The sequence below is a fragment of the Pseudoxanthomonas sp. UTMC 1351 genome (assembly GCF_040948865.1).
Taxonomy (GTDB): domain Bacteria; phylum Pseudomonadota; class Gammaproteobacteria; order Xanthomonadales; family Xanthomonadaceae; genus Pseudoxanthomonas_A.
Map to the genome: position 1 here is coordinate 29,416 of NZ_JAVGJT010000033.1, position 23,216 is coordinate 52,631.

Here is a 23,216-nt window from a genome sequence, read left to right on the forward strand (position 1 = left end):
ATGGGGCGGGAAAAGCGTCTCGCTTTTGCCCCCTTTTTAAAGGGGGCTGCGGGGGATTTGCTGTTGCTTTTGCTTTCTTAAGAGCAAAAGAAAATCCCCTCGATCCCCTTGCGCTTTCAACAGCCGAATGGCTGCTCAAGGGGAGGGAGAGCAAAAGCGAGATGCTTTCCCGCTTCCACTTCCCGCTTCCCTCAAAACCACTCCAGCAACGAAATTCCCACGCCCAGATAAGTCGCCTTGTGGTTGTAGTCGATCATGCTTTCGCCGTAGCCGTGAAAAGCCTGAAGATGGCCGCGGAAACTACGGGTGATGGGGAAGCCCCAATCCACCTGCAGAGCACCGTGCGATTTGTCGCCGCCGCGCAGTGAGTGGCGTCCCAGCACGGTGAACTCATGGCCGTTTTTGCTGTAGACCAGCATTGCGTCGCCCCGGCCGATGTAGTTCTGGATATCCGGATTGTCGTCGTCGTTGCCGTCGGGGACGCGCCACCACGGACGCAGGATGAAAGCCCAGTTTTCACGGTCCAAGCCAATGTTGACGATCACCCGGTTCCAGCTGCGCGACAGCGGATCGTTGCGACCGTTGGATTGGTGGTTCAAACCAATGCTGGTCATGCGGCCTTTCCATCCGCCTATGCTGTAGTTGTTGCGGAATACCAGCATCACTTCGGGTTCGTAGTTGGTTTCGCGGAAAGGGCGCGATTGTTCGCTGTTGAAAACCTGCCAGCGAGAACTCTGTGTATAGGCGCCCCAGAGGTCGCCGTTGTCGCCAAACAGGTTCTCCGCGAACTTGGTCTTGAAACTGAGTTGGAACTTGGTTTCGGTGGGTTGCAACGGCAGTGGTTCTGTCACGGTGTTGCGCGGGTTCGGCGAGTGCGGTAGTTCATTGGCCTCGCTGGTCCAAAAGACCGGCAGGAGATATACAGGTTTGTAGCCGCGCATCTGGAACAAACCTAGCTTGGAATCCTTGGCCAGTTCCCAGCGGCTATCCAGTAAAGATCCGCGGCCGGCGTTGGCGAGTGCACTCTCGATAGTGGGGTCGTCGCTGCGGAACAACGCACCGAACTTGCGGTGAGCGCGCTCACGCAGCGTTCCGCCGGCGGTTTCTTCGGCGTCCTTTCCGGTTTGCTGGTCCGCTTGGGCCGCCACGGCTTCGGCATCGGCTTTCAATGTATCCAACCGCGTGCGCCCCAGCGCTGCGTCATAGCAGGCCAGACGTGCGGCATCGGTTTCGATGGAGAGGCAAGCTTCCGGTGTGGATGGGTAGGGGGAGGACTCTTGGGCGAAAGCTGGTGTAGCCAAGGTAATGGAAATTACCAGGGGCAAGGTTCGGGGGTGCAATGTCATCGGCGGACTCGTCGGGGGAGGGAAGTCACGGCTGGATTGTGCCCCAGGCGGCAAGACCGCCGGTAATCAGAAGAACCAGGCGAACAGGAACAGGCCCAGCATGGCGAATGCCAAACCCAGCTTCAGCACCACGCCCACCACGATGCCCAGCCAAGTACCCAGGCCCACCTTGGTGGCCTGACCCAGCTGGCGGCCATGCCAAAGCTCGCCCAGGAGCGCGCCCACGAAAGGCCCTGCAAAGAGCCCGACGGGCCCAAAAAACAAACCAGCGAAGGTGCCGAGAACCGCGCCCAGCAAGGCTTTCCGGCTGGCACCCACGCGTTTGGCGCCTATCAGCGTGGCAAAGACGTCGACTCCGACCGACAGCAGGGTCAGCAACCCCAGCACCACCAGGATCCCCCAGCCGATCTGCTGAAAATCGCCTGCCCAAGCCGCCAGCAACATGCCCAGGAAGACCAGCGGCAAACCGGGTAGGGCCGGCAAAACCACCCCCGCGATACCGACCAAAATCAGGACCACCGCAACGACGTAATAGAGCGACTGGGGATCCAAGCAATTCTCCTAATGGAATCAACGGGTTGGGGGTAGCTTACCGGGCGCGGCACAATGTTTGCATTTTCACAATTGCCGGGTTACTGTGCGGCCGCTGTGTTTGCCAAGGTCACCGTGAATCGTGGCCTGATGCGGTAGATCCATGATCCGCTACATCGTTTGAACCTCGCTTCCTCCTTGCAACCAGCCGCCGTCAGGCGTTTTCCACCACCCGCTTCAAGGAGTAAGTAGATGGCTGACAGAGAAACAGGAATCGTGAAATGGTTCAACGATGCCAAGGGCTTTGGCTTCATCACCCGCGATAAAGGCGGCGAGGATGTGTTCGTGCACTTCCGTGCGATCCAGAGCCAGGGCTTTAAGAGCTTGAAAGAAAACCAGAAGGTGAGCTTCACCGTCGTGCAGGGCCAGAAGGGCCTGCAGGCTGACGCCGTCGAGCCGATTAATTGAAGGCACGCTGCAGAGTTGCGCGCTGTACAGTGCGGACTTCTCGATAAAAAGCCCGACATCGTCGGGCTTTTTTTTGCCGACGAAATGAAGAAACGGCCCGCTGGCGGGCCGTTTCTTTTACTGTTTCAGCGTGATGTTTCAGCAAGTCCGCTCAACGCAACACCACTTTTCCGTTCTGGATGCGGACGTAGGTGTTCTCGCGAATACCGCCCAGATCATGCTGATTGATCACGACGCGGCGGCCATCGTCCATGCGCACGGTGAGGTTGTACGTGTCGCCGGTGGTGCGCTTCTGGATGGCGTTGCCGGCAACCGCACCGGCGACCGCGCCGGCCGCGGTGGATACGTTCTTGTTGCCATCGCTACCACCGGTTTGCTGCGAGATCTCTCGTCCGGCAACCGCACCGACGATGCCTCCCAGAATGGCGCCGGTGGCGGAAGGCGCACTACGGCCGGACGGGACTACTTCGATGCGCTCGACGATGCCGCAGTCCGCGCAGTAGCGGGACGGAGCCGGAGCGGAACTGTAGCCACCGCCGCCATAACCACCACCGCCATAACCAGGTGAAGTAGTGGCGCAACCAGCCAGCGCGGTAAGGACGATGGTGCCCACAGCAAGCATGCGGATATTCATTGGGTTCTCCTGAGTCTGTGTGCAGACACTGTGTTGGTTCGTGTGTCGCGATGCCTCAGCACCGCGTGTCCGGCATCGTGTACGTGCCTACGTGAACCGAGTGCCAATCTAGTCAATCGCGTAGTGCGCGATGTCAGCATCAATTCAGCCGCGGAAATCCTGGTGGCAGCCTTGGCAGCTTTCCTTGGCTTGTTCGACCACGGCGGTGGCGGCAGCGCAATCGGTCGGTGGTGCGGTCAGCACCGCGTCGAGCTTGGCGCGATACTGACTGGCGTGACCAGAAAAACGTTGGTCGTCCGCTAACCCGGGGAATGCCATCTCCAGATCGTTGGCCATCAATCGCAACGCGCGTACATGCGGCACGGTGTCGGTGGCTGCGCACCGGCTCTGCGTTACCTTCTGGTTGAGCAGTCCGAAATGTTTGTCCATCACATGCATCACGCTGTCAGGATAAGGATCCTGGCGCGCTTGAAGTGCGCGCACCGCCATCACGGTGGCAACGGCGCCAACCAGGAGGCCGATCAGGAACAGGAAGAAATAGCGGGATGCGTTGCTGGCCATGCGGCGGGCTCCTTCGTAGATGACCGGGGCATAGTACGACGCGCCTCGCGGGTTTCGCCACGTCTACAATAGCGAGATGAAGAAAGAACTCAGAGACCGGTTCGCCGGCATCGACCGTCTGTATGGCCAGGGTGCGGTGGAACGCTATGCGCGCAGCCGCGTGGCCATTGTGGGACTGGGTGGAGTGGGATCCTGGTTGGTGGAAGCGCTGGCGCGTTCCGGCGTCGGCCACCTCACGCTGATCGATGCCGACGACATCTGCGTGTCCAATACCAATCGGCAACTGCCGGCGCTGGAAGGTCAATACGGGCGCAACAAGGCCGAAGCGATGGCCGAACGTTGTCGTGCCATCAACCCGCTAGTCGAGGTCGATGTCGTGCCATCGTTTCTCACCGGCAGCAATCTTGAGCAACTGCTGGATCGTAATTTCGATCTGGTGTTGGATGCTTGCGATAGTTTCCGCACCAAAGTGGAAATGATCGCCTGGTGCCGCCGCCGTAAACTGCCTATCGTGGTTTCCGGTTCGGCGGGCGGACGTACCGACCCGACCCAGATCCGCCTGCGTGATCTGTCACGCACCGAGCACGATGCGTTGCTGGCGTTGATACGCAAGAAGCTGCGCAGCGAGTTCAACTTCCCTAAGAATCCTGACCGCTATTTCAGCGTGCAGGCAGTGTATTCGCTGGAGAACGTCAAGTACCCGCAAGCCGATGGAAGCGTCTGCGGCCTGCGCCCGCAGTTGAGCGCGGACGCCGCGCTCAAACTGGATTGCGGTGCTGGGCTCGGTGCGGCCACTCATATCACCGGCGCCTTTGCCTTCGCGATGGTGGCCAAGGCGTTGGAGCTGCTTTCCAAGAAGCACGCGATGTCACCTGTAGACATGGCTGTGGGAGCGACGTAAGTCGCGACGGAAGAACAGCCAAAGCTTCAGACACGGATTAACGCGGATGAACACGGGTAGAAAACAATCAATGCTTTATCCGCATTCTCCGCGTTAATCCGCGTCCAAGGCTTTGGTTTTTCTCGCAGGTCGCGACTAAATCGCCCCACAGAATCATCAGCTCCGGCCAATACCAAACAACCGCTCCGCATTACGCGTCGTGGCCGCCGCAATGGCCGCAGACTCCTCGCCGCGCAATCGCGCAATGGTTTTGCAGATGAAGAGCAGCCTTGCCGGCTCGTTGCGTTGTCCGCGTATTTCCGCGTCCGGCTGATCCGGTGAATCGGTTTCAAGCAACAGTCGATCCAACGGCATCTCGGCGACCAACCGCCGGAGTCGCTTGGCGCGATCATAGGTCACGGGACCACCGAGCCCGATAAAGAAGCCCAATTCCCATAGTTGCTTCGCCTGCTCGATACTGCCGGAAAAACTGTGCACCACACCACGCAGGCGCCTCGATGAACCCGAGCCATTGATACGTTTGATGGAGGCGATCACCGCATCCACCGCCCGCCGGGCATGCACGATCACCGGCAGATCGACATCGCGCGCCAACACCAGCTGCCCTTCGAAGAAGCGCTGCTGTACTTCGGCATCCAGACCCTCGACGAAGTAATCCAGCCCACATTCGCCGATTGCCACCGGCCGTTCCCGTGCTACCCAGTCGTGCAATTCAGTCAGGTGCTCATCGCGATGCGACGACAGGAACATCGGGTGCAGCCCGTAGGCGGGATAAAGGCCGGGATCGGCGGCGCAGACGTCGCGCAGTTTGGGCCAGCCCGCAGCGTCTATCGCCGGCACGATCTGCCGTTTCACCCCGGCCTCGCGTGCGCGCCGGATCACCGCATCACGGTCGTGATCCAGTTCCGATGCGTCCAGGTGGCAATGGCTGTCGACCAGCACGACGGCTGCTCAGTGATGGGGGCCGGGTTGTTCGATACTGGGCGGGGTGTTCCGGCTCTTCCAATTCGCTAGTAACAGGGTACCCAGGCCTAGCAGTATTTCCTCGACCAATGGGATCGGGTCGGGAAATACCAGGCTCACCAGGAACAGCACCGCTGTCAGCTTGAACAAGGTGGGGTAGCGAAGCTTCCTGGCCCAGTTGAGAAGCGGAAGCAATAAAGGGCTGGCCATGGGGACGCCTTGGGAAGTTGGCACGTGGAGACACGCTATCACGGGACAGAGTGGTGGTCCGGTTCACGATTCAGAAGGTTCAGTGTTCGGAAATCCGGACTTGGTTCAGGTTCGTAGTGGTGCAATGATGAACATTATCAACCGGGCAAGACCCGTTTCTTGGAGGCAGCGATGAAGAGCAATACCACCACTATTTTGGTCGCCGTGGGTGCGCTGCTGGTAGGGGGCGTGGCTACCGCCGCTTTTCTCAAGGGTAGTGACAAATCACCCGAGATCGCGCCGGTGGAAGCCGGCGCCATGGCCGGCGACCCGTCCGCAATAGCGGATGACGCGGCCATTGGCGACAACCAGATTCCCGTCGGCAATCTGGAGTACGCCGACGTCCTGAAGGTGGACCCTGTCACCAGCACCGAAAAGCGCTACGCCGCCGTCATCGGCAGCGAGCCGGTCCGCGAGACCACCACCACCACCACCACGCCGCGAGAAGTCTGCGAGGATGTCGTGGTGCAGGAACGTCTGCCGGAGCGCGACGGCAATGCCGGCGGCACCGTGGCTGGCGCGGTGATTGGCGGCATCCTGGGTAACCAGGTCGGCGGCGGCAGCGGCAAGAAGGCTGCCACCGTGGCTGGCGCGGTTGCCGGTGGCGTTATCGGAAACCAGGCGGACAAGCGGCACGTCGGCGGTCGGGTGGTCACCCGGACCGAGCGCCAATGCCACACCGAGAATGCCAGCTCCGAGTCTTCCCGTGTAACCGGCTACAACGTGACCTACCAGAATCCGGATGGCACCACGGGCACCATGCGCATGGGCAGCAAGCCGGGGACCCGCATCGCGATGGGCAACACCGAAAAGGTGGTGGGTTACAAGGTGACGTATCGCCTGGATGGCCAGGAAAAGACCATTCGTATGGATGAGAAGCCCGCCAGCGACCGCCTCCCGGTCATCGACGGTCAGGTGGTCACTCAGACTGCATCGGCGGATGCGCCCGATCAGGGCTGATCTTCCGAGCTTTCCGACGAACATGCTCAACAAGGCCGGCGCAAGCCGGCCTTGTTGTTTCTGCTATTTGCAGCGGCGGGGGTTACGGCCCGTGCGGGGCGCCGAATACAATGTGAGACTGTCCTGAACCGGTTCCTCCAGCATGGCTTTGCATCCGTACGATCTGTTTGACGTCCGTTCCCTGCTGTCCGAAGAGGAGCGTGCGGTGCAGGACACCGTGGCCCGCTTCACCGATGAACGCGTGCGCCCGATCATTGGCGATGCTTTCGACCAAGGCCGGTTTCCGAAAGAACTGGTGTCGGAGATCGCCGAACTGGGCCTGCTGGGTTCCTCGCTGCCGGAGCAATACGGCGGACATGGCCTCAACGCCGTCAGCTATGGTTTGATCTGCCAGGAGTTGGAACGCGGCGACAGCGGTATTCGCAGTTTTGTCAGCGTGCAGTCCTCGCTGTGCATGTATCCCATCTACGCCTACGGCAGCGAAGAACAACGCCAGCGCTGGCTGCCCGACATGGCAGCCGGCAAGGTCATCGGCTGCTTCGGTCTGACTGAGCCGCACGGCGGCTCGGATCCAGCCAACATGAAGACGCGTGCGGTGCGTGACGGCGGCGACTGGGTCATCAATGGTTCCAAGATGTGGATCACTAACGGAAATCTGGCCGATATTGCCATCGTCTGGGCGCAGACCGACGAAGGCATCCAGGGTTTCGTGTTGGAAAACGGCATGCGCGGTTTCACCGCGCAGGAAATCAAACACAAGATGAGCCTGCGTGCGTCGGTGACGTCTTCACTGTTCTTCGACAACGTGCGCGTGCCGGATGCCAACCGCCTGCCGAACGTAAAAGGCCTCAAGGGTCCGCTGGGTTGCCTGACCCAGGCCCGCTACGGCATCACCTGGGGGCCGATCGGCGCCGCGATCGCCTGCCTGGACGAAGCGCTGAATTATTCCAAAGAACGCATCCTGTTCGAACGCCCGGTCGCGGCCACCCAAAGCGCGCAGATCAAGCTGGCCGAGATGGCGCGCCGCATCACCCTGGCGCAACTGTTGTCGCTGCAGCTGGGGCGGTTGAAAGACGCAGGCACCATGCAGCCATCGCAGGTGTCACTGGCCAAGTGGAACAACTGCCGCATGGCCATCGACATCGCCCGCGAGTGCCGGGACCTGCTGGGCGGCGCGGGCATCACTACCGAACACGCTGCCATTCGCCACGCGTTGAACCTGGAATCGGTGATCACCTACGAGGGTACCGAGACCGTGCACCAACTGGTGATCGGCCGCGAACTGACAGGCATCAGCGCGTTCTGATTCTGATCTTTCTTCTCCCGACGGGGAGGAGAGGAATGAGGACCTATGAGCATCTTCAATCTGCAATTGGAAACCGAACGACTGATCCTGCGCCCGCCGGTGCGCGAGGACTACGAGCCGTGGGCGGCATTCGTGGCGGACGAAGAAGCGATGCGCTACATCGGTGGCGTGCAGGCGCGTTCGCCGGCGTGGCGCAGCTTGGCAGCGATGGCTGGCAGTTGGCAGCTGCAGGGGTTCGCGATGTTCTCGGTGATTGAAAAAACCACCGCACGCTGGATCGGTCGTGTCGGACCCTGGCAGCCGGAAGGCTGGCCGGGCACTGAGGTTGGCTGGAGCATCGTGCGTTCTGCCTGGGGCAGGGGTTACGGGCCGGAGGCCGCGACGGCCAGCATCGACTGGGCCTTCGACCATCTGGACTGGAGCGAAGTGATCCACACCATCGATCCTGAGAACCGCAACTCCAAAGCGGTCGCGGCCAAACTGGGATCACGCTATCTGCGCATGGACGAACTACCGGAGCCACACCACGGCAAGCCGGTGGAGGTCTGGGGACAAAGTCGCGATGCTTGGCGCTCGCGGCGCGCCACGAAAGCGTAATGTCTATCGACGCCATCTCTCCGCAGCTGACTGCCACCTTGAAGTTCGCGTTGCCCGTGATGGCGCAGGTATTCCGTGATCCTTGGTGGATCATTGGCAGTGCGGCGATGCGGCTGGGTGGCGTTGCCAACGTCGAGCCGGCCGATGTCGATGTGCTGTGTAGTGCCGGCGACGCCGGGCGCTTGATTGCCGCCTGGCAGGATCACCTCGATATCGCCCACGGGCCACATGACGGTGATCGCTTCCGTTCCCGTTTCGCGCGATTCCGTCACTTGCCTGTGCCGCTGGAAGTGATGGGCAATCTGCAAGTACTTGCCGGCGGAAGTTGGCAGCCCGTTCGCATCGAAGCCACACAAAGTGTGTGGTGCGACGGGTATGTAGTGCCCATCGGTACCTGGCAGGAACAGATCCTTGTTCTACGCCTGCTCGGTCGCGACAAGGATCTGGCCAAGGCCGATCTGATTTCCTCTCATATCGAAACGGAGCACGCGAATGTCGGTTGAGACGCTGACGGTTTATGGCTTTTCGGTTTCCGGCAATTGCCACAAGGTGCGCCTGCTGTTGGAGCAACTGCAGATCCCGTACCAATGGATCGAGGTGGACAGCCCGAATGGCGCCACGCGCACGCCGGAGTACCTGGCCAAGAATCCGAACGGCAGGGTGCCCATGATCGAACGCGCCGACGGCAGCTTGCTGGCCGAATCCAACGCCATTCTGTGCTGGCTGGCCGATAGCTTCGATCCAAAAGGGAGTTTTCTTCCCGCGGATGAGTGGCAGCGGGCGCAAGCGCTGAGCTGGTTGTTCTTTGAGCAGTACAGCCATGAGCCCTACGTGGCGGTAGCGCGTTTCATCCGCGGCTGGGCGCCGCTGGATTCCCCGCGTAGAGCCGATCTGCCGCGCTTGATCGAGCGCGGTGAACAGGCATTGGCGGTGATGGAGAAGCATCTGCAATCGAAGGATTGGTTTACCGGGGCCGACTACGGCGTCGCCGACATCGCGCTATACGCTTACACCCACTGCGCTGAAGATGGTGGCTTCGACCTGGGCAAGTTTCCTCAAATTACCAATTGGCTGTCGCGCGTGTTTGCCACACCGGGTTTTGTTCACATGCCAAGCGTCAGCGACGATGTTGCCGCGCGCTTGGCCGCCTCTTGATCAAGCGTAGTCGGGGCTACGCTCCCGACGCCCGCACTGCCGGGGGCGCGAAGAAAATCCGTCGGGCGCGTAGGCCTGACTTACGGAAGCCGCATGACCGCCAAACCGATTCCCGCCCGCATGAAGGGCCTCAACCGCGCCGAAATCTGTGACCAGAACTTCATCGAGTTCGTGAAGGAATGGGACGGGCGGGCGGACGCCAAGCCAGCCCCCAACGAGTCAATCCTCGACGGCAGTGCGCTGGATGCACATGGCTTTTCGGAACTGCTGGAATCGCAGCTGATCTCCCGCCACCTTGACCTGATGGCGCGGGTATTGCGCGTGCAGAACAAGGTCTTCTACACCATCGGCAGTTCTGGCCATGAAGGCAACGCCATGGTCGCGCGGTTGACCCGCCACACTGATCCGGCATTCCTGCATTACCGCAGCGGCGGCTTCATGGCCGAGCGCTTCCGCAAGCTGCCTGGCATGGATCCGGTGATGGACTCGGCGCTGTCGTTCGCGGCTAGCGCGGAAGACCCCGCTTCCGGCGGTCGCCACAAAGTCTGGGGCAGCAAGCCGCTTTGGGTGCTGCCTCAAACCTCGACCATCGCGTCGCATCTGCCTAAGGCTTTGGGCACGGCCGTCGCTATCGAGCAGGCGAAACGCATTGGCCACGCGTTGCCGATTCCGGATGACAGTATCGCCATCTGTTCGTTCGGCGATGCTTCCAGCAATCACGCCACTGCGCAAACAGCCTTCAACGCCGCCGCCTGGACGGCTTATCAGAAACTGCCGGCACCGGTATTGTTCGTTTGCGAAGACAACGGCATCGGCATTTCTGTGAAGACGCCGGGTGGTTGGATCGAGCGCAATTTTTCCGGTCGCGCCGATCTGGATTACTTCTATGCCGATGGCCTGGATCTGGCGGAAGGTTACGGCCAAGTTCAAGCCGCCGTGGAGCATTGCCGCCGCAGTCGCCGACCGACCTTCCTGCACCTGCGCACCACCCGTATCATGGGGCACGCCGGCACCGACTTCGAAATCGAGTGGCGGCCCATCGAAGAGCTATGCGCCGTGGAAGCGACCGATCCGCTGCTGCGCTCGGCGGCCATCGCGCTGCAATCGGGATTGATGTCGAAGCAGGCGTTGCTGGACCTCTACGAAAGCACGCGCAAGCGTTGCTTCGCCGCTGCCGAAGAAGCAGACCGTCGGCCGAAGATCACCATGCTGGAAGCGGTAGTCGCGCCGCTGGCCCCCTACACGCCAGATGCCGTGGCGGCCGAAGCATCCCGTGCCGCACCGCAGGACAAGCGCATTGCGGTATTCGGTAGTGAAGACAAGCTGCCGGAGAGACTGCCGCACCGCCATTTGGCTATCCAGATCAACAACGCACTGCACGATCTGTTCTGCAAATATTCCGAGGCACTGTTGTTTGGCGAGGACGTGGCGCAGAAGGGTGGGGTGTATACGGTCACCAAAGGGCTGCACAAATCTTTCAAGAACAGCCGGGTGTTCAACACATTGCTGGACGAAACCATGATCCTTGGCCTGGCACAGGGCTACGCGAACATGGGGATGCTTCCGATACCGGAAATCCAGTACCTGGCGTACTTCCACAACGCATGCGACCAGATCCGTGGCGAAGCCGCATCATTACAGTTCTTCAGTAATGACCAATATCGCAATCCCATGGTGGTGCGCATTGCTGGCCTGGGGTACCAACGAGGTTTTGGCGGACACTTTCACAACGACAATTCGATCGCTGCGTTGCGCGATATTCCTGGCCTGCTAATGGGCTGCGCTTCGCGTGGCGACGACGCTGCCATGATGTTGCGCACCTTGACCGCGTTGGCAAAGGTAGACGGTCGCGTGAGCGTCTTTCTGGAGCCCATCGCGTTGTACATGACCAAGGACTTGTACGAAGCCGGCGATAGCCAATGGCTGTTTCCTTATCCACCTCAGGAAGAAGCCATCGTGTTGGGCGAGGGGCGCGTGTACGATGAAGACGCTGGCGATCTTGTCATCTTCAGCTATGGCAACGGCATCCCGATGAGCCTGCGTGCCGCACGCCGTATCGAAGCCCAGCATGGCTGGAAAGTGCGAGTGGTCGATCTGCGCTGGTTGGTGCCGCTCAACGAAGCCTTCATCGCCGAGCAGGCTGGATCGGCCGAACGCATCTTGATCGTCGACGAAGGTCGTCATTCGGCCGGTGTCGGAGAAGGCGTCATTACCGCCGTCGTGGAAGCGGGGCTAGGTGCCAAACCGTTGGAGCGGGTCGTCGGCGTGGACACCTACACACCGCTGGCAGGCGCAGCATTCCTGGTGTTGCCGGGAGATGAGGACATCGTGGCGGCCGCGGCGAGGCTGGCGAGCCACTGATTTCGGCAAGATAGGTAGGAGCGGCGTCCCGCCGCGAGCGCGCCACGATAGCTGCTCAGCGCGCGCGATCTAGAACGCGCCGCAGCGCGCCCGTGCGGCGAACAGTCAGGCTTTAACTGCTTTTAGCTTCTGCCGCGATCTGACAAGAAAAGCTCGCGGCGGGACGCCGCTCCTACAGAGCTGTAGGACGGAATTCCCAACGAAATTGACACCCCGCTTACAGGTGCCCGGCATAGGCTGTACGGACATTCCACGGGAGCATTCCATGGCCAAGCTCAAGGTCGCGGTGTTTGTCGGCAGCCTGCGCAAGGCGTCGTTCAATCGAAAACTGGCCAAGGCGGTCGAAAAGCTAATGCCGGACGATTTCGAATTCGACTACGTTCGCATCGATCATTTGCCGCTCTACAACCAGGATTTCGACGAAGGCTACCCGGCGGTGTGCACACAACTGAAGCGGCAGATCGAGTCGGCCAACGCGCTGCTGTTCGTCACTCCCGAATACAACCGCTCCATCCCGGGTGTACTGAAGAACGCGGTGGACATCGCCTCGCGGCCTTGGGGCACCAATTCCTTCGCCGGGAAGCCCGGTGCGACCATTGGCATTTCGATAGGAGCCACCGGTACCAGCATGGCGCAGCAACATCTGCGTAACGTCCTGATGTATCTCGACGTACCCTTGCTGGGACAGCCGGAGGTCTACGTACACTTCAAAGAAGGATTGATCGACGACGAAGGCAATATCGGCAGCGAAGGCACGCAGAAGTTCCTTCAAGGATTCGCGGACAAATATGCGGCCTGGGTAAAGCAGCATCAAGCATGAAGAAAAACTCGACTTTTGTAGGAGCGACGTGAGTCGCGATCTCGTCCGCGGTATCGAAGAAGGGTAGGGCTAATCATGAAGAGAGCCAGATAATTTTCCACGCGGTTCCAAATGCAGCCAGGGATATGCTTCTTACTCGTAGCAGATCCCTCTCCGCACTTGGGATGAAACAGCGCCGTTAATCTGATGCATACGAACTTTGCGATGGTGAGATATCTATGAACAGTCCCACACTCACTCCTCATCTGGTCGTCAATGATGCGGAAGCAGCGATCGTTTTCTATGAGAAGGCTTTTGGTGCAACGCTTGAAGCGAAGCACCCCGCCGACGATGGCAAGCGGCTGATGCACGTGCATATGACGCTGGGAGCCGGTGCGCTGTTTCTGCACGATGACTTCCCCGAGTACGGCGATCAGGGCGCGAAAGCACCTGCGCGGCTAGGAGGTGCCAGCTGCACGCTTCATCTGGATGTTGCGGACGCCGACGCCGCATGGGAGCGGGCGACCAAGGCCGGCGCCACCGTGCTCATGCCTTTGGACAACCAGTTCTGGGGTATGCGCTACGGCCAGATCAAAGATCCGTTCGGCCACGTCTGGTCGATAGGCGGGCCAGTGAAGTAACCAAAGTCATTCCGGTACCGAGATGTACCCTTGTGGGAGCGACGTGAGTCGCGACGTTGATACTTCCGGTCGCGACTCACCGGTGCCGGCATGCCGGCACCACTCCCACAAGGGAAGCTGTGCTTGCATCGTGACAGACACTAATGAACCGATGAGGAGCGGGGCTTGCTCGGCTGTTCTTCAATCTGGGGCTGTGGACGAAAAGCAGGTGTGCAAGCTTGGCTCTACGTCAGGGCGGGGCGCGCTTCTAGTAGAGCGGAGCCCGCTCCGCTGCTCTTCGGATAGAGGCCGACAACGTGCCGAAGCCGAGCAAGCTCGGCTCTACAAGCTATCACTCAGCGCGCCAAACCATCTTGCAGCGGCACTTCCCGTAGCGAAATGGTGCCGGCGCTCAAACCACCCGGCTGACGATCCAACGGCAGCACCGCCAGCGCCAATGTGCCGTCACCTGGCAGCGTACTGACAATTTCGCCGATATCACGACTGCCGTCACTGACGGATGTGCCAGGTTCCACTACGCCTTCGGCCTCAAACAACGCCAATCCGCGCTTGGCTTTACCCAGGAAATGCGTGCGTGCGACGATTTCCTGGCCGGGATAGCAGCCTTTCTTGACGCTATAAGCCTGCAGCCTGTCCAGAGACAACTGTTGTGGCGTCCATTGCTCGCGCTGCGCAGGTGAAAGGCGGGGCAGGCCATGGCGAAGATCGTAGGCGGTCCATTCCTGTGTCGCCTCCGGTTCGAGCGTTGCGCGATTCAGTGCGATGCGCAGGCTGCGCGGCCCTCCATGCCCGCCGAAATCCAATTCGATCTCACCTTCCTTCTGCGCAATTTGCGCACCGGAGGCGTTTTCCGGTTCGCTGAGCGCGCCAGCCACATGCCAATCGGTCAGTGTCTCTATCTTCAACTTTCGTCGGAAGACGAAGCGCCGCAGTTGGGCGACGAACTCGTCGGCAGGGTGATCCAGCAACACCAGCAGAAGACGGTCTTCGACCAGCTTCAATAGCGCAAACACTGCTATCACACGGCCTTTGGGGGTTAGCCAGGCGTTCCAATGCCAGTGGCCCGGCGTCAATTCCACCACGTCATTGGCGAACTGGGCGTGGGCGAAAGCAGTCGCGTCGACGCCATCCAGCGCCACGGCCGCGTAGTCCGGGACCGCGGAAAATGCTTGCTTGGTAGGGGAATGGTTGTCAGCCAAGGGGGCGAGGATTAAAATTTTGTGCGTTGCGAGATCCCCATGATAGGCCAAAGCCCTCCCATCCCCGAGCCCGATGCTGGAACACAGTCGTCCGATAGCGGGCGGTTGCCGACCAGCGAGCCGTCCGAAGGGACGGAGACGGCGCATAAGGAGATAGGCGGGCGCGGCGGGCTGGAGCCCACGCGTTATGGGGATTGGGAAAAAAACGGACGCTGCATCGATTTTTGATCAGCATTTAGCCAACGCGGTCTAGCGACCGCCCAGCCGAGATAACGAGCGCAGCGAATGGCGACCCCAGAACGTCCGCTTTCACCGCACCTGCAGGTGTACCGTTGGCAGATCCAGATGGTGACCTCGATCCTGCATCGAGGCACCGGTATCTTCCTGACTTTTGGTTCCTTGCTGATCGCCGCCGGGATGCTGTCCCTGGTCGCCGGCCCTGAGTCCTGGAACCGCTACAAGAGCCTGTCCGGTTCCTGGTTGGGCCAGTTGTTTCTGCTCGCCTGGGCATGGTCTTTCATATTTCACTTGATCAATGGCATCCGCCATCTGCTGCAGGATGCGGGTTACGGCTACAGCATTGCCGCGTTCGTGCGTAATAGCTGGATCGCTGCCATTGGCAGCTTGCTGTTGACCGCCGCCTTGTGGGTATTGGTCGTTATGCGCGGAGGCCTGGCATGAATCGCTATCGCACCCCGCTGAAGAACGCGAGCGGCCTGGGCTCGGCCAAGGAAGGCGTCGGCCATTTCACAGTGCAGCGCCTGACGGCCATCGCCTTGATCTTTTTGTCGTGCTGGTTCTTGTACTTCGTGATCGGCTTGGTCGGCGCGGACTACGTGAACGCCACCGCCGCCGTGGCCAAGCCATGGAATGCGGTGCTGATGGTGGCTTTCCTGGTGTCTACCTTCTGGCATGCGCAATTGGGCATGCAGGTAATCATCGAGGACTACGTACACAGCCACGGCTGGGCAATGACCTGGCAGATCGTGGTGCGTTTCATCTGCATCCTTGGCGCGCTGGCCAGCGTATTCGCCGTGGTCCGCATCGCGTTGGGGAACTGATTCATGACATCTGCTTACAAGATCACCGAACACAAGTACGACATGGTGGTGGTCGGCGCCGGTGGCGCCGGACTGCGCGCCACCTTTGGCCTGGCTGCCAAAGGTTTGCAGACGGTCTGTCTGACCAAGGTATTCCCGACCCGTTCGCACACCGTCGCGGCGCAGGGCGGTATTTCCGCCGCGCTGGGCAACATGGGCGAAGACGACTGGCGCTACCACTTCTACGACACCATCAAAGGTTCGGATTGGCTGGGCGACCAGGACGCCATCGAATACATGTGCCGCGAGGCGATCCCGGCGATCATTGAGCTGGAACACTACGGCGTTCCGTTCAGCCGTACCGATGAAGGCAAGATCTACCAGCGTCCGTTCGGCGGCATGACAACGCGTTACGGCGAAGGTCCACCAGCGCAACGCACCTGCGCCGCCGCCGACCGCACCGGCCACGCGATGCTGCATACGCTGTACCAGCAGTCGCTGAAACACGATGCGCGCTTCATGGTCGAATATTTCGCACTGGACCTGATCTTCGACGAAGAAGGCGTCTGCCGCGGGGTGCTGGCCCTGGATATGGCGGAAGGCTCGCTGCACCTGTTCCGCGCCCATGGCGTGGTGCTGGCTACCGGCGGCTACGGCCGCGCCTACTTCAGCGCCACCTCGGCGCATACCTGCACCGGCGACGGCGGTGGCTTGGCGCTGCGTGCGGGCTTGCCGATGCAGGACATGGAATTCGTGCAGTTCCATCCCACCGGCATCTACGGCGCCGGCTGCCTGATCACCGAAGGCGTGCGAGGCGAGGGCGGAATCCTGCGCAACAGCAGCGGCGAGCGTTTCATGGAACGCTACGCGCCGCACTACAAGGATTTGGCATCGCGTGACGTTGTGTCGCGTTCGATGACCATCGAAATCCGCGAAGGCCGCGGCGTCGGCGAGCACAAGGACCATATCCTGCTCGACCTGACCCACCTTGGCCCGGAAGTGATCAACGAAAAGCTGCCCGGCATCGCCGAAAGCGCTCACATCTTCGCTGGTGTGGACGTCACCAAGCAGCCGATCCCGGTCATTCCCACCGTGCACTACAACATGGGCGGTATCCCGACCAATTACCACGGCGAAGTGGTGCGCAAGGTCGGTGACAACCCGGATTCGGTGGTGCCCGGCCTGTACGCCATCGGCGAGGCCGCCTGCGTGTCGGTGCATGGCGCCAACCGGCTGGGCTCCAATTCGCTGCTCGACTTGGTGGTGTTCGGCCGCGCGGTGGCCAATCGCTGCGCCGAGACCATCAAGACCAATGCGCCGCACAAGCCGTTGCCTTCGGACAGCTGCGACAAGGCGCTGGCACACCTGGACAAGCTGCGCAATGCCAATGGCGACACGCCGACCGCCGTTATCCGCGACCGCATGCAGCGCACCATGCAAAGCGACGCCGCGGTGTTCCGCACCAGCAAGACGCTGAAGGAAGGCTGCGAGAAGATGGCTGACATCTTCAATTCGTTCGAGAACGTCAAGGTGTCCGACCGTTCGCTGGTCTGGAATTCGGACCTGATCGAAACCTACGAGCTGCACAATTTGTTGCTCAATGCGGTAGCCACGATCAACTCGGCCGAACAGCGCCACGAAAGCCGCGGCGCGCACGCGCACGAGGACTTCCCCGATCGCGACGACGTCAACTGGCACAAGCACACCTTGGTCAACGTGGACGAGCAGGGCAAATGCAGCTTCGACTACCGCCCGGTGCACATGTACACGTTGAGTAAGGACGTGGATGTGGTGCCGCCGAAGCCGCGCGTTTATTAAGAAGCAGGAGCGGGAACAGGGAAAAGGGAACGGGGAGTGACGCTTTCATGAGTTCTCCTTAGTCCACTAGACCTTCATTCCCTGTTCCCTTTTCCCCGTTCCCGCTTTACGGACACAAGCAATGGCCGAATTCGCACTCCCGAAAAATTCCAAGATCGGCAAGGGCAAGCATTTTCCCGCCAAGGACGCCAAGCAGCCGCGTACCTTCAAGGTCTATCGCTGGAACCCGGACGACGGACAGAACCCGCGCGTGGACACCTACGAGGTGGATCTGGCCGCTTGCGGTCCGATGGTCCTGGACGCGCTGATCAAGATCAAGAACGAGATCGATCCCACGCTGACTTTCCGTCGCTCCTGCCGCGAGGGCATTTGCGGCTCGTGCGCGATGAACATCGATGGCACCAACACGCTGGCCTGCACTCGCGCCATCAGCGACTGCAAGAAGGCGGAAGTGCCGGTCTATCCACTGCCGCACATGAGCGTGGTCAAGGATCTGGTGCCGGACCTGACACACTTCTATGCGCAGTACGCATCGATCAAGCCCTGGATCCGCACGCAGACGCCAGCCCCGCCGGATCGCGAACGCCTGCAGTCGCCGGAAGACCGCAAGCAGCTTGACGGCTTGTACGAGTGCATCCTGTGTGCCTGTTGCTCTACCTCCTGCCCCAGTTATTGGTGGAACGGCGAACGCTACCTGGGCCCGGCAATCCTGTTGCAGGCTTATCGCTGGATCGTCGACTCGCGCGACGAAGACACCGGTGCGCGCCTGGACGATCTGGAAGACCCATTCAAGCTCTACCGGTGCCACACCATCATGAACTGCGCGCGCACCTGCCCGAAGGGCTTGAACCCGGCGCTGGCGATCGCCGAGATCAAGAAGCTCATGCTGGCGCGTCGCGCCTGAAAACGGAACCGCTATGAACGCAAACACCACTGTGTGGCTTTGGCCGGCAGTGGCAATGGCGGCACTGACTTTTCTTGTCTGGTGCCGTCTTTACTACGTCCGGCTCGGCGAAATGAGGCGCCGGCGTATTCCGGCGCAAGCGCTGGCCAATTCCGCTGACGTGGCGGCGAAGCTGAGCGACACACGGGCTTCTGACAATTTCCGCAATTTGTTCGAACTGCCGGTACTGTTCTATGCCGGCACGATACTGGCCGCACAGGTAAGCTCGGTGAGCAGCACAATGCTGGCACTGGCCTGGTCGTTCGTGGTGTTGCGCGCGGCGCATAGCCTGATCCACTGCACGTTCAATCATGTCATGAGCCGGTTTGTCACTTACCTGCTGGCGACATTCTCGTTGTGGATATTCTGGGCGCTGCTTGCCTGGAGAATATGGCAGGCATGAGCACCGAGGAAGTCGAACTCAAACGCATCCGCTGGCGTTGCCGCCGCGGTATGCGCGAGCTCGACCAACTGTTCGAACGCTATCTGGCGCAACGCTGGCCGCATTCTTCCGACGAAGAGCGCGGGGTTTTCCTACAGTTGCTCGACTGCGAGGACGATAAGCTCTGGCGCTGGTTCATGGGCTATGAGCATTGTCCCGATGTCGCGCTCGCATCGCTTATCCAGCGGATCCGTCAGCTGCCGCCTTGAGTGGCGTCCCTCGCGTTGGCTGCAAGGCACGCTTGCTCTGCTTGGCCTGTTGGCACCCTGGTCGGTGCTGTTATCGGAAATGCCACGCTGGGCCGCCTGGCCCCTGGTCGCGGGAGTGCTGGCTTATACCTTCTGGTTGATTCGCCGGGAACGACGCAAGCCTGTCAGGAACCTGGTTTTCCCCGGCAACGACAGCCCCGTCCAGGTCGACGGTGTTGCCGTTGAGAGCGTGACGGTGCAATGGCGCGGCCCTCTCGCGTTCGTAACTTGGCGAGAGCCGGGCGGCAGCCGCCGGCGGCTGTCCTGGTGGCCCGACACCCTGCCACCGGAACGCCGACGTGAACTGCGTCTGGCCGCGGGCCTTCAAGATGCTTCGCGCCACCGGTCCGGGATGGCACCATAGCCTCGTGCTCCTTCGCGCCAACGCCGCCAGGCCCTAATGTTCAAACCTATTCCCGTTTCCATTGGCTTGCGCTATCTGCGCGCCAAGCGCCGCAACGGCTTTATCTCCTTCATCTCGCTAGCCTCCATTCTCGGTATCGCCCTGGGTGTGACCGTGCTGATCACCACCTTGTCGGTGATGAGCGGCTTCCAGCGCGAAATCCGCGACCGCCTGTTGCAGATGACTGCCCATGCGACGGTCAGCGGCGCGGGCGAGGACATGCACGACTGGCCCCACGCCGTCGACATGGCGATGAAGGATCCCCGCGTGGCCGGCGCGGCACCTTTCATCGACGTGCAGGCCATGCTGAGCGGCAACGCCGATCCGCAGGGCGCCATGGTGCGCGGTGTGCTGCCTTCCGAAGAACCCAAAGTCTCGGTATTGGCGGACAAGATGAAAAAGGGGCGGATGGACTCGCTGCAACCTGGCGCATTCAGTATCTTGCTCGGCCAGGAGTTGGCAGCGTGGCTACGCGTGGACATTGGCGACACCGTGCTGGTGACCACCACGGCCTTGCAACACTCGGCCATGAGTTCTTCGCCGCGGATCAAGCGCTTCAACGTGACCGGCATATTCGCGGTAGGCCACAACGATATCGATCGGAATCTGGCCATCGTCCATATGGGCGACCTGCAGCGCGTGCTGAGGATGGGCGAGGGCGTCACCGGCGTGCGGCTGAAACTGCACGATATGGATCAATCCTGGAACGTGGCGCGTGACCTTGCCGTTGATCTGAAAGGGCCGTACCGCATCAGCGACTGGACCAGCGAAAACGCCAACCTCTACCATTCGCTAAAGATGGAAAAGACGGTGATGGGCATTCTGCTGTCGCTGATCATCGCGATGGGCGCGTTCAACCTGGTGTCATCCCAGGTCATGCTGGTGACCGACAAACAGGCCGACATCGCCATCCTTCGCACGCTGGGGCTGACACCGCGCGGCGTGATGCAGGTGTTCATGGTGCAGGGTTCGCTGATCGGCATCATCGGAACGGTATTGGGTGTGATCGGCGGCATCTCCCTGACGATGAATCTGGAACGCATCCTGGGCGCCATCGAAACCGCCTTCAACATCACCCTGTTACCGTCCGACGTCTACTACATCACTGGCCTGCCGTACGACCTGCAAAGCAGTGACGTGGTGATGATCGCCCTGGTGGCCCTGACCATGAGCTTCCTGGCCACGTTGTATCCGGCTTGGCGAGCGGCGCGCACCGCGCCAGCGGAGGCGCTGCGTTATGAGTAGCCGGGAAACGGGAAGACCAGCCATTGGGCTGTTGAAAGCCGGGAAAGAGGAGACGGAAGTGCAAAAGCCCACAGTTGCCGGTGGCAATGACGTGATCCGTGCCGAAGGACTAGGCAAGACGTACGCGGAAGGCAAGATGCGTACGCCGGTCTTCGACGGCTTGGAACTGTCGGTGGCAGCTGGCGAAACAGTTGCCATCGTCGGTGCGTCCGGCGCCGGCAAGAGCACGCTACTGCATCTCCTGGGCGGACTGGATACACCGACAGCGGGCGAAGTCTATGTGGCCGGCCAGAAGATGTCGGCGTTGTCCGACTCGGCGCGTGGCCAATTGCGCAACGGTTCGCTGGGATTCGTCTATCAGTTCCATCATCTGCTGCCCGAGTTCACCGCCCTGGAGAATGTGATGATGCCGGTGATGCTGGGCGGCGTCGATGCGGCCACCGCTGCTAAGCGTGCTGAGACACTGCTGGGGCAGGTAGGCCTTGGCCACCGCATTGCGCATAAGCCGGGCGAACTCTCCGGCGGCGAGCGCCAACGCGCCGCCGTGGCGCGCGCCCTGGTCAATCAGCCGGCGTGCGTATTGGGCGACGAGCCCACCGGCAACCTGGACGAAAAAACCGCCGCCACCGTGTTCGCGCTAATGCTCGAACTCAACCGCGCGCAGAAAACCAGTTTGGTTCTGGTTACCCACGACCGGCGGCTTGCAAGGCGTCTGGATCGCGTGCTGGAACTGCATGAAGGCAAGCTGCGGGAGTTGTCGCCAGAAGAGGTGTGAAGCACCTCCTGGCGGGACATAGCGTGGGCTACGCGCACGAACCCACAGGCTGTTGCCACCATGATCGTTACGGTGCCGACATAGCTATCCTGTAGGAGCGACATAAGATGGATTGTCTCGCTCAATGGACGCTAACGCGTGAATTAAGCCGGTCCGCAGTGGGTGCGAAATAGCCGAGGGCGTGCACTCAGGCGCCGCCCTGATGCGGGTTCGGCTTGAATGAATTGTCAGCCCTGCAGCTGGGACCGCAGGCCAGTCACCTCAGCTCGCCAGTCACTGAAATCCTCGGTGTCCTCCCACAACTCTCGAAGCTCGGACTCTGGGCCAAGAATACGGTCAATTGCTTGCTGGGCATCAGAGATAAGCGTGGTATCAGGCGAGGGCTTTACCCGAGCAATCCACTCCAGAAGTTCAGGCTCACTCTCGGCTTCCGGGGTCGGGCGACCGAGTGCGGCCGCTACAACCTCAATTGCGGCCAATGCGTCAGTTGCATCCGGTGAGTCCAAATACCCGTCTGCAGCAATAACTCGTGCGATAGTCTCCCGGACGAGCGAGAGATCACTTGTTTCTCTGAGATCACCCAGCCAGTCCGCGGCACTGTCATTTCCAAAAGAACCAATTGCCCAGCAACCCATGAACTTGCTCCTGTAGGTGTCACGCCTGAACTGAGCCGACCCGCGAAGCGGCTTCGGCTTGAACGAATTGCTAGGCGGCACCCGTGCCACCCCATACGTCTGAACTGCGGAAAGCATAGCGCCACAAAGCCAGGAAAAGTGGGAAGCTGACAACAAGCGCGACGGCACTCACCCCGATGATGAGGGCGAGAAATTCTTTCTCTTCAGCGAAGATGGCGATGCTGTAGTAAAGAGTGGCCGCGACCGGCGAAGATACGCCCACAAGCCAATCAGGCCGATGAGATCGAAGGCCCAGAATGCCCAATCTGTCAGGTCGAGTGGACCGAAGAATGGCGATATGGCCGCCAGCGCGACGAGAAACCAGAAGTAGTACCACCAGGCATATTGCTTTATTTCTCGGTCCATAAGCGCCGCCCCAATGCCGTCTAACGCCTAAGTTAAGCCGCGCCGCGAAGCGGCGTCGGCTTGGACGAGCTGTTGGGCGCCGTGCGGCTCAACGACGACTGCAGTGCCATAGCAGAGAACCTCGGTGAGCCCCGTCATGATCTCGGTTGCGTCGTAGCGCATGCCAATGATGCCGTTCGCGCCGAGCCTACGTGCCTGCTGAAGCATTTCTTGATAGGTCTCGTGGCGCGCCTGCTCACACAGTTCTGTGTAGATGGTAATGTTTCCACCAAACAGAGTTTGGATACCGCCGAGAAAATTGCCCACGATTGAGCGTGAGCGAACGGTAATCCCACGTACAACACCAAGGCTTCGGACAATACGGCAGCCAGGGAGCTCGAACGTGGTGGTAACGCTGGCATCGCTGAGGCCAGACGTGCCTTGCTGGGTTGCTGCGTATACGCTGTTGTACGGATCAGACACGTTCATTCCCCAATTAGGTGCGTAACGCCTGAACTAAGCCGAGCCACGAAGTGGCTGGCTTGAATGATGAGATGGACTCCTCCCGCGTCGCCAAACGGCTTCGAAGAGCCAGACTGATGTTTAGCATCA

The 23,216-nt window shown here is 60.6% G+C and carries 30 protein-coding genes; 20 read left to right on the forward strand and 10 right to left on the reverse strand.

What is annotated here, in order from left to right:
* Positions 1-191: 191 nt before the first annotated feature.
* Positions 192-1,346: a phospholipase A gene (locus AB6O04_RS18430; RefSeq protein ID WP_368565764.1), complete on the reverse strand. Its 1,155-nt coding sequence runs from the start codon at positions 1,344-1,346 to the stop codon at positions 192-194.
* Positions 1,347-1,412: 66 nt separating this feature from the next.
* A complete protein-coding gene (locus tag AB6O04_RS18435) occupies positions 1,413-1,898 on the reverse strand; it encodes a DUF456 domain-containing protein (RefSeq protein WP_368565765.1) in 486 nt (161 codons plus the stop codon).
* Between the two features lie 231 nt (positions 1,899-2,129).
* Here AB6O04_RS18435 and AB6O04_RS18440 point away from each other — a divergent pair, with 231 nt between their 5' ends.
* Positions 2,130-2,345: a cold-shock protein gene (locus tag AB6O04_RS18440; RefSeq protein WP_368565767.1), complete on the forward strand. Its 216-nt coding sequence runs from the start codon at positions 2,130-2,132 to the stop codon at positions 2,343-2,345.
* 151 nt (positions 2,346-2,496) lie between these two features.
* On the opposite strand, the gene AB6O04_RS18445 is transcribed toward AB6O04_RS18440, so the two are convergent.
* Both AB6O04_RS18445 and AB6O04_RS18450 read right to left on the reverse strand, forming a co-directional pair.
* Positions 2,497-2,979 carry a glycine zipper 2TM domain-containing protein gene (locus tag AB6O04_RS18445; RefSeq protein WP_368565768.1) on the reverse strand — a complete coding sequence of 161 codons (483 nt, stop codon included), beginning with the start codon at positions 2,977-2,979 and terminating at the stop codon, positions 2,497-2,499.
* A 144-nt stretch (positions 2,980-3,123) separates the two neighbouring features.
* Positions 3,124-3,540 carry a hypothetical protein gene (locus AB6O04_RS18450; RefSeq protein ID WP_368565769.1) on the reverse strand — a complete coding sequence of 139 codons (417 nt, stop codon included), beginning with the start codon at positions 3,538-3,540 and terminating at the stop codon, positions 3,124-3,126.
* A 76-nt stretch (positions 3,541-3,616) separates the two neighbouring features.
* On the opposite strand from AB6O04_RS18450, the gene AB6O04_RS18455 reads away from it, so the two are divergent.
* Positions 3,617-4,441, forward strand: coding sequence for a ThiF family adenylyltransferase (locus AB6O04_RS18455; RefSeq protein ID WP_368565770.1), 825 nt, complete (start codon positions 3,617-3,619; stop codon positions 4,439-4,441).
* A 156-nt stretch (positions 4,442-4,597) separates the two neighbouring features.
* Here the strand turns inward: AB6O04_RS18455 and AB6O04_RS18460 are convergent, their stop codons facing one another.
* Positions 4,598-5,383, reverse strand: a complete 786-nt coding sequence (locus AB6O04_RS18460) for a TatD family hydrolase (RefSeq protein WP_368565771.1) — start codon at positions 5,381-5,383, stop codon at positions 4,598-4,600.
* A 9-nt stretch (positions 5,384-5,392) separates the two neighbouring features.
* On the reverse strand, positions 5,393-5,614 hold the full coding sequence (locus AB6O04_RS18465) for a DUF6116 family protein (RefSeq protein ID WP_368565773.1): 222 nt from the start codon (positions 5,612-5,614) through the stop codon (positions 5,393-5,395).
* Between the two features lie 171 nt (positions 5,615-5,785).
* On the opposite strand from AB6O04_RS18465, the gene AB6O04_RS18470 reads away from it, so the two are divergent.
* The 8 genes from AB6O04_RS18470 (at position 5,786) to AB6O04_RS18505 (ending at position 13,472) form a co-directional block, all read left to right on the forward strand.
* Positions 5,786-6,613, forward strand: a complete 828-nt coding sequence (locus tag AB6O04_RS18470; RefSeq protein ID WP_368565774.1) for a glycine zipper 2TM domain-containing protein — start codon at positions 5,786-5,788, stop codon at positions 6,611-6,613.
* A 142-nt stretch (positions 6,614-6,755) separates the two neighbouring features.
* On the forward strand, positions 6,756-7,919 hold the full coding sequence (locus tag AB6O04_RS18475; protein ID WP_368565776.1) for an acyl-CoA dehydrogenase family protein: 1,164 nt from the start codon (positions 6,756-6,758) through the stop codon (positions 7,917-7,919).
* 45 nt (positions 7,920-7,964) lie between these two features.
* On the forward strand, positions 7,965-8,516 hold the full coding sequence (locus AB6O04_RS18480) for a GNAT family N-acetyltransferase (RefSeq protein ID WP_368565777.1): 552 nt from the start codon (positions 7,965-7,967) through the stop codon (positions 8,514-8,516).
* The gene (locus tag AB6O04_RS18485) at positions 8,516-9,019 is read left to right on the forward strand and encodes a hypothetical protein (protein ID WP_368565778.1); all 504 of its coding nucleotides are present in this window, start codon (positions 8,516-8,518) and stop codon (positions 9,017-9,019) included. The genes AB6O04_RS18480 and AB6O04_RS18485 overlap by 1 nt, the downstream gene beginning before the upstream one ends.
* Positions 9,009-9,671 carry a glutathione S-transferase family protein gene (locus AB6O04_RS18490; RefSeq protein WP_368565779.1) on the forward strand — a complete coding sequence of 221 codons (663 nt, stop codon included), beginning with the start codon at positions 9,009-9,011 and terminating at the stop codon, positions 9,669-9,671. Before AB6O04_RS18485 ends, AB6O04_RS18490 begins: the two co-directional genes overlap by 11 nt.
* A gap of 93 nt (positions 9,672-9,764) precedes the next feature.
* Positions 9,765-12,032, forward strand: a complete 2,268-nt coding sequence (locus AB6O04_RS18495; RefSeq protein WP_368565780.1) for a thiamine pyrophosphate-dependent enzyme — start codon at positions 9,765-9,767, stop codon at positions 12,030-12,032.
* Positions 12,033-12,297: 265 nt separating this feature from the next.
* The gene (locus tag AB6O04_RS18500) at positions 12,298-12,852 is read left to right on the forward strand and encodes an NADPH-dependent FMN reductase (RefSeq protein WP_368565783.1); all 555 of its coding nucleotides are present in this window, start codon (positions 12,298-12,300) and stop codon (positions 12,850-12,852) included.
* Positions 12,853-13,070: 218 nt separating this feature from the next.
* On the forward strand, positions 13,071-13,472 hold the full coding sequence (locus AB6O04_RS18505) for a VOC family protein (RefSeq protein WP_368565784.1): 402 nt from the start codon (positions 13,071-13,073) through the stop codon (positions 13,470-13,472).
* A 335-nt stretch (positions 13,473-13,807) separates the two neighbouring features.
* On the opposite strand, the gene AB6O04_RS18510 is transcribed toward AB6O04_RS18505, so the two are convergent.
* Positions 13,808-14,671 (reverse strand): folate-binding protein YgfZ, encoded by an 864-nt coding sequence (locus AB6O04_RS18510; protein ID WP_368565785.1) that lies wholly within the window; start codon positions 14,669-14,671, stop codon positions 13,808-13,810.
* Between the two features lie 39 nt (positions 14,672-14,710).
* On the opposite strand from AB6O04_RS18510, the gene AB6O04_RS18515 reads away from it, so the two are divergent.
* From AB6O04_RS18515 to lolD, 10 genes are all read left to right on the forward strand, one after another.
* Positions 14,711-14,899, forward strand: a complete 189-nt coding sequence (locus AB6O04_RS18515; RefSeq protein ID WP_368565787.1) for a DUF1674 domain-containing protein — start codon at positions 14,711-14,713, stop codon at positions 14,897-14,899.
* Positions 14,900-14,956: 57 nt separating this feature from the next.
* Complete coding sequence (gene sdhC, locus AB6O04_RS18520; protein WP_368565789.1) at positions 14,957-15,352, forward strand: succinate dehydrogenase, cytochrome b556 subunit; 396 nt, start codon at positions 14,957-14,959, stop codon at positions 15,350-15,352.
* The gene (gene sdhD / locus AB6O04_RS18525; RefSeq protein ID WP_368565791.1) at positions 15,349-15,732 is read left to right on the forward strand and encodes a succinate dehydrogenase, hydrophobic membrane anchor protein; all 384 of its coding nucleotides are present in this window, start codon (positions 15,349-15,351) and stop codon (positions 15,730-15,732) included. The genes sdhC and sdhD overlap by 4 nt, the downstream gene beginning before the upstream one ends.
* Positions 15,733-15,735: 3 nt before the next feature.
* A complete protein-coding gene (sdhA, locus tag AB6O04_RS18530; protein ID WP_368565793.1) occupies positions 15,736-17,529 on the forward strand; it encodes a succinate dehydrogenase flavoprotein subunit in 1,794 nt (597 codons plus the stop codon).
* A gap of 121 nt (positions 17,530-17,650) precedes the next feature.
* The gene (locus tag AB6O04_RS18535) at positions 17,651-18,433 is read left to right on the forward strand and encodes a succinate dehydrogenase iron-sulfur subunit (protein WP_368565795.1); all 783 of its coding nucleotides are present in this window, start codon (positions 17,651-17,653) and stop codon (positions 18,431-18,433) included.
* 13 nt (positions 18,434-18,446) lie between these two features.
* On the forward strand, positions 18,447-18,875 hold the full coding sequence (locus tag AB6O04_RS18540; protein ID WP_368565797.1) for an MAPEG family protein: 429 nt from the start codon (positions 18,447-18,449) through the stop codon (positions 18,873-18,875).
* Positions 18,872-19,123 (forward strand): succinate dehydrogenase assembly factor 2, encoded by a 252-nt coding sequence (locus AB6O04_RS18545; protein ID WP_368565799.1) that lies wholly within the window; start codon positions 18,872-18,874, stop codon positions 19,121-19,123. The genes AB6O04_RS18540 and AB6O04_RS18545 overlap by 4 nt, the downstream gene beginning before the upstream one ends.
* Positions 19,074-19,526, forward strand: a complete 453-nt coding sequence (locus AB6O04_RS18550) for a hypothetical protein (RefSeq protein ID WP_368565800.1) — start codon at positions 19,074-19,076, stop codon at positions 19,524-19,526. Before AB6O04_RS18545 ends, AB6O04_RS18550 begins: the two co-directional genes overlap by 50 nt.
* Before the next feature lie 36 nt (positions 19,527-19,562).
* Complete coding sequence (locus AB6O04_RS18555) at positions 19,563-20,810, forward strand: lipoprotein-releasing ABC transporter permease subunit (protein WP_368565802.1); 1,248 nt, start codon at positions 19,563-19,565, stop codon at positions 20,808-20,810.
* Positions 20,811-20,868: 58 nt separating this feature from the next.
* Positions 20,869-21,585 carry a lipoprotein-releasing ABC transporter ATP-binding protein LolD gene (lolD, locus tag AB6O04_RS18560; protein WP_368565804.1) on the forward strand — a complete coding sequence of 239 codons (717 nt, stop codon included), beginning with the start codon at positions 20,869-20,871 and terminating at the stop codon, positions 21,583-21,585.
* A 227-nt stretch (positions 21,586-21,812) separates the two neighbouring features.
* Here the strand turns inward: lolD and AB6O04_RS18565 are convergent, their stop codons facing one another.
* From AB6O04_RS18565 to AB6O04_RS18575, 3 genes are all read right to left on the reverse strand, one after another.
* Complete coding sequence (locus AB6O04_RS18565) at positions 21,813-22,220, reverse strand: DUF4259 domain-containing protein (protein ID WP_368565806.1); 408 nt, start codon at positions 22,218-22,220, stop codon at positions 21,813-21,815.
* Between the two features lie 70 nt (positions 22,221-22,290).
* Positions 22,291-22,482 (reverse strand): hypothetical protein, encoded by a 192-nt coding sequence (locus AB6O04_RS18570; RefSeq protein WP_368565807.1) that lies wholly within the window; start codon positions 22,480-22,482, stop codon positions 22,291-22,293.
* A 170-nt stretch (positions 22,483-22,652) separates the two neighbouring features.
* Positions 22,653-23,087, reverse strand: a complete 435-nt coding sequence (locus tag AB6O04_RS18575) for a YbjQ family protein (RefSeq protein ID WP_368565810.1) — start codon at positions 23,085-23,087, stop codon at positions 22,653-22,655.
* Between the last annotated feature and the right edge of the window lie 129 nt (positions 23,088-23,216).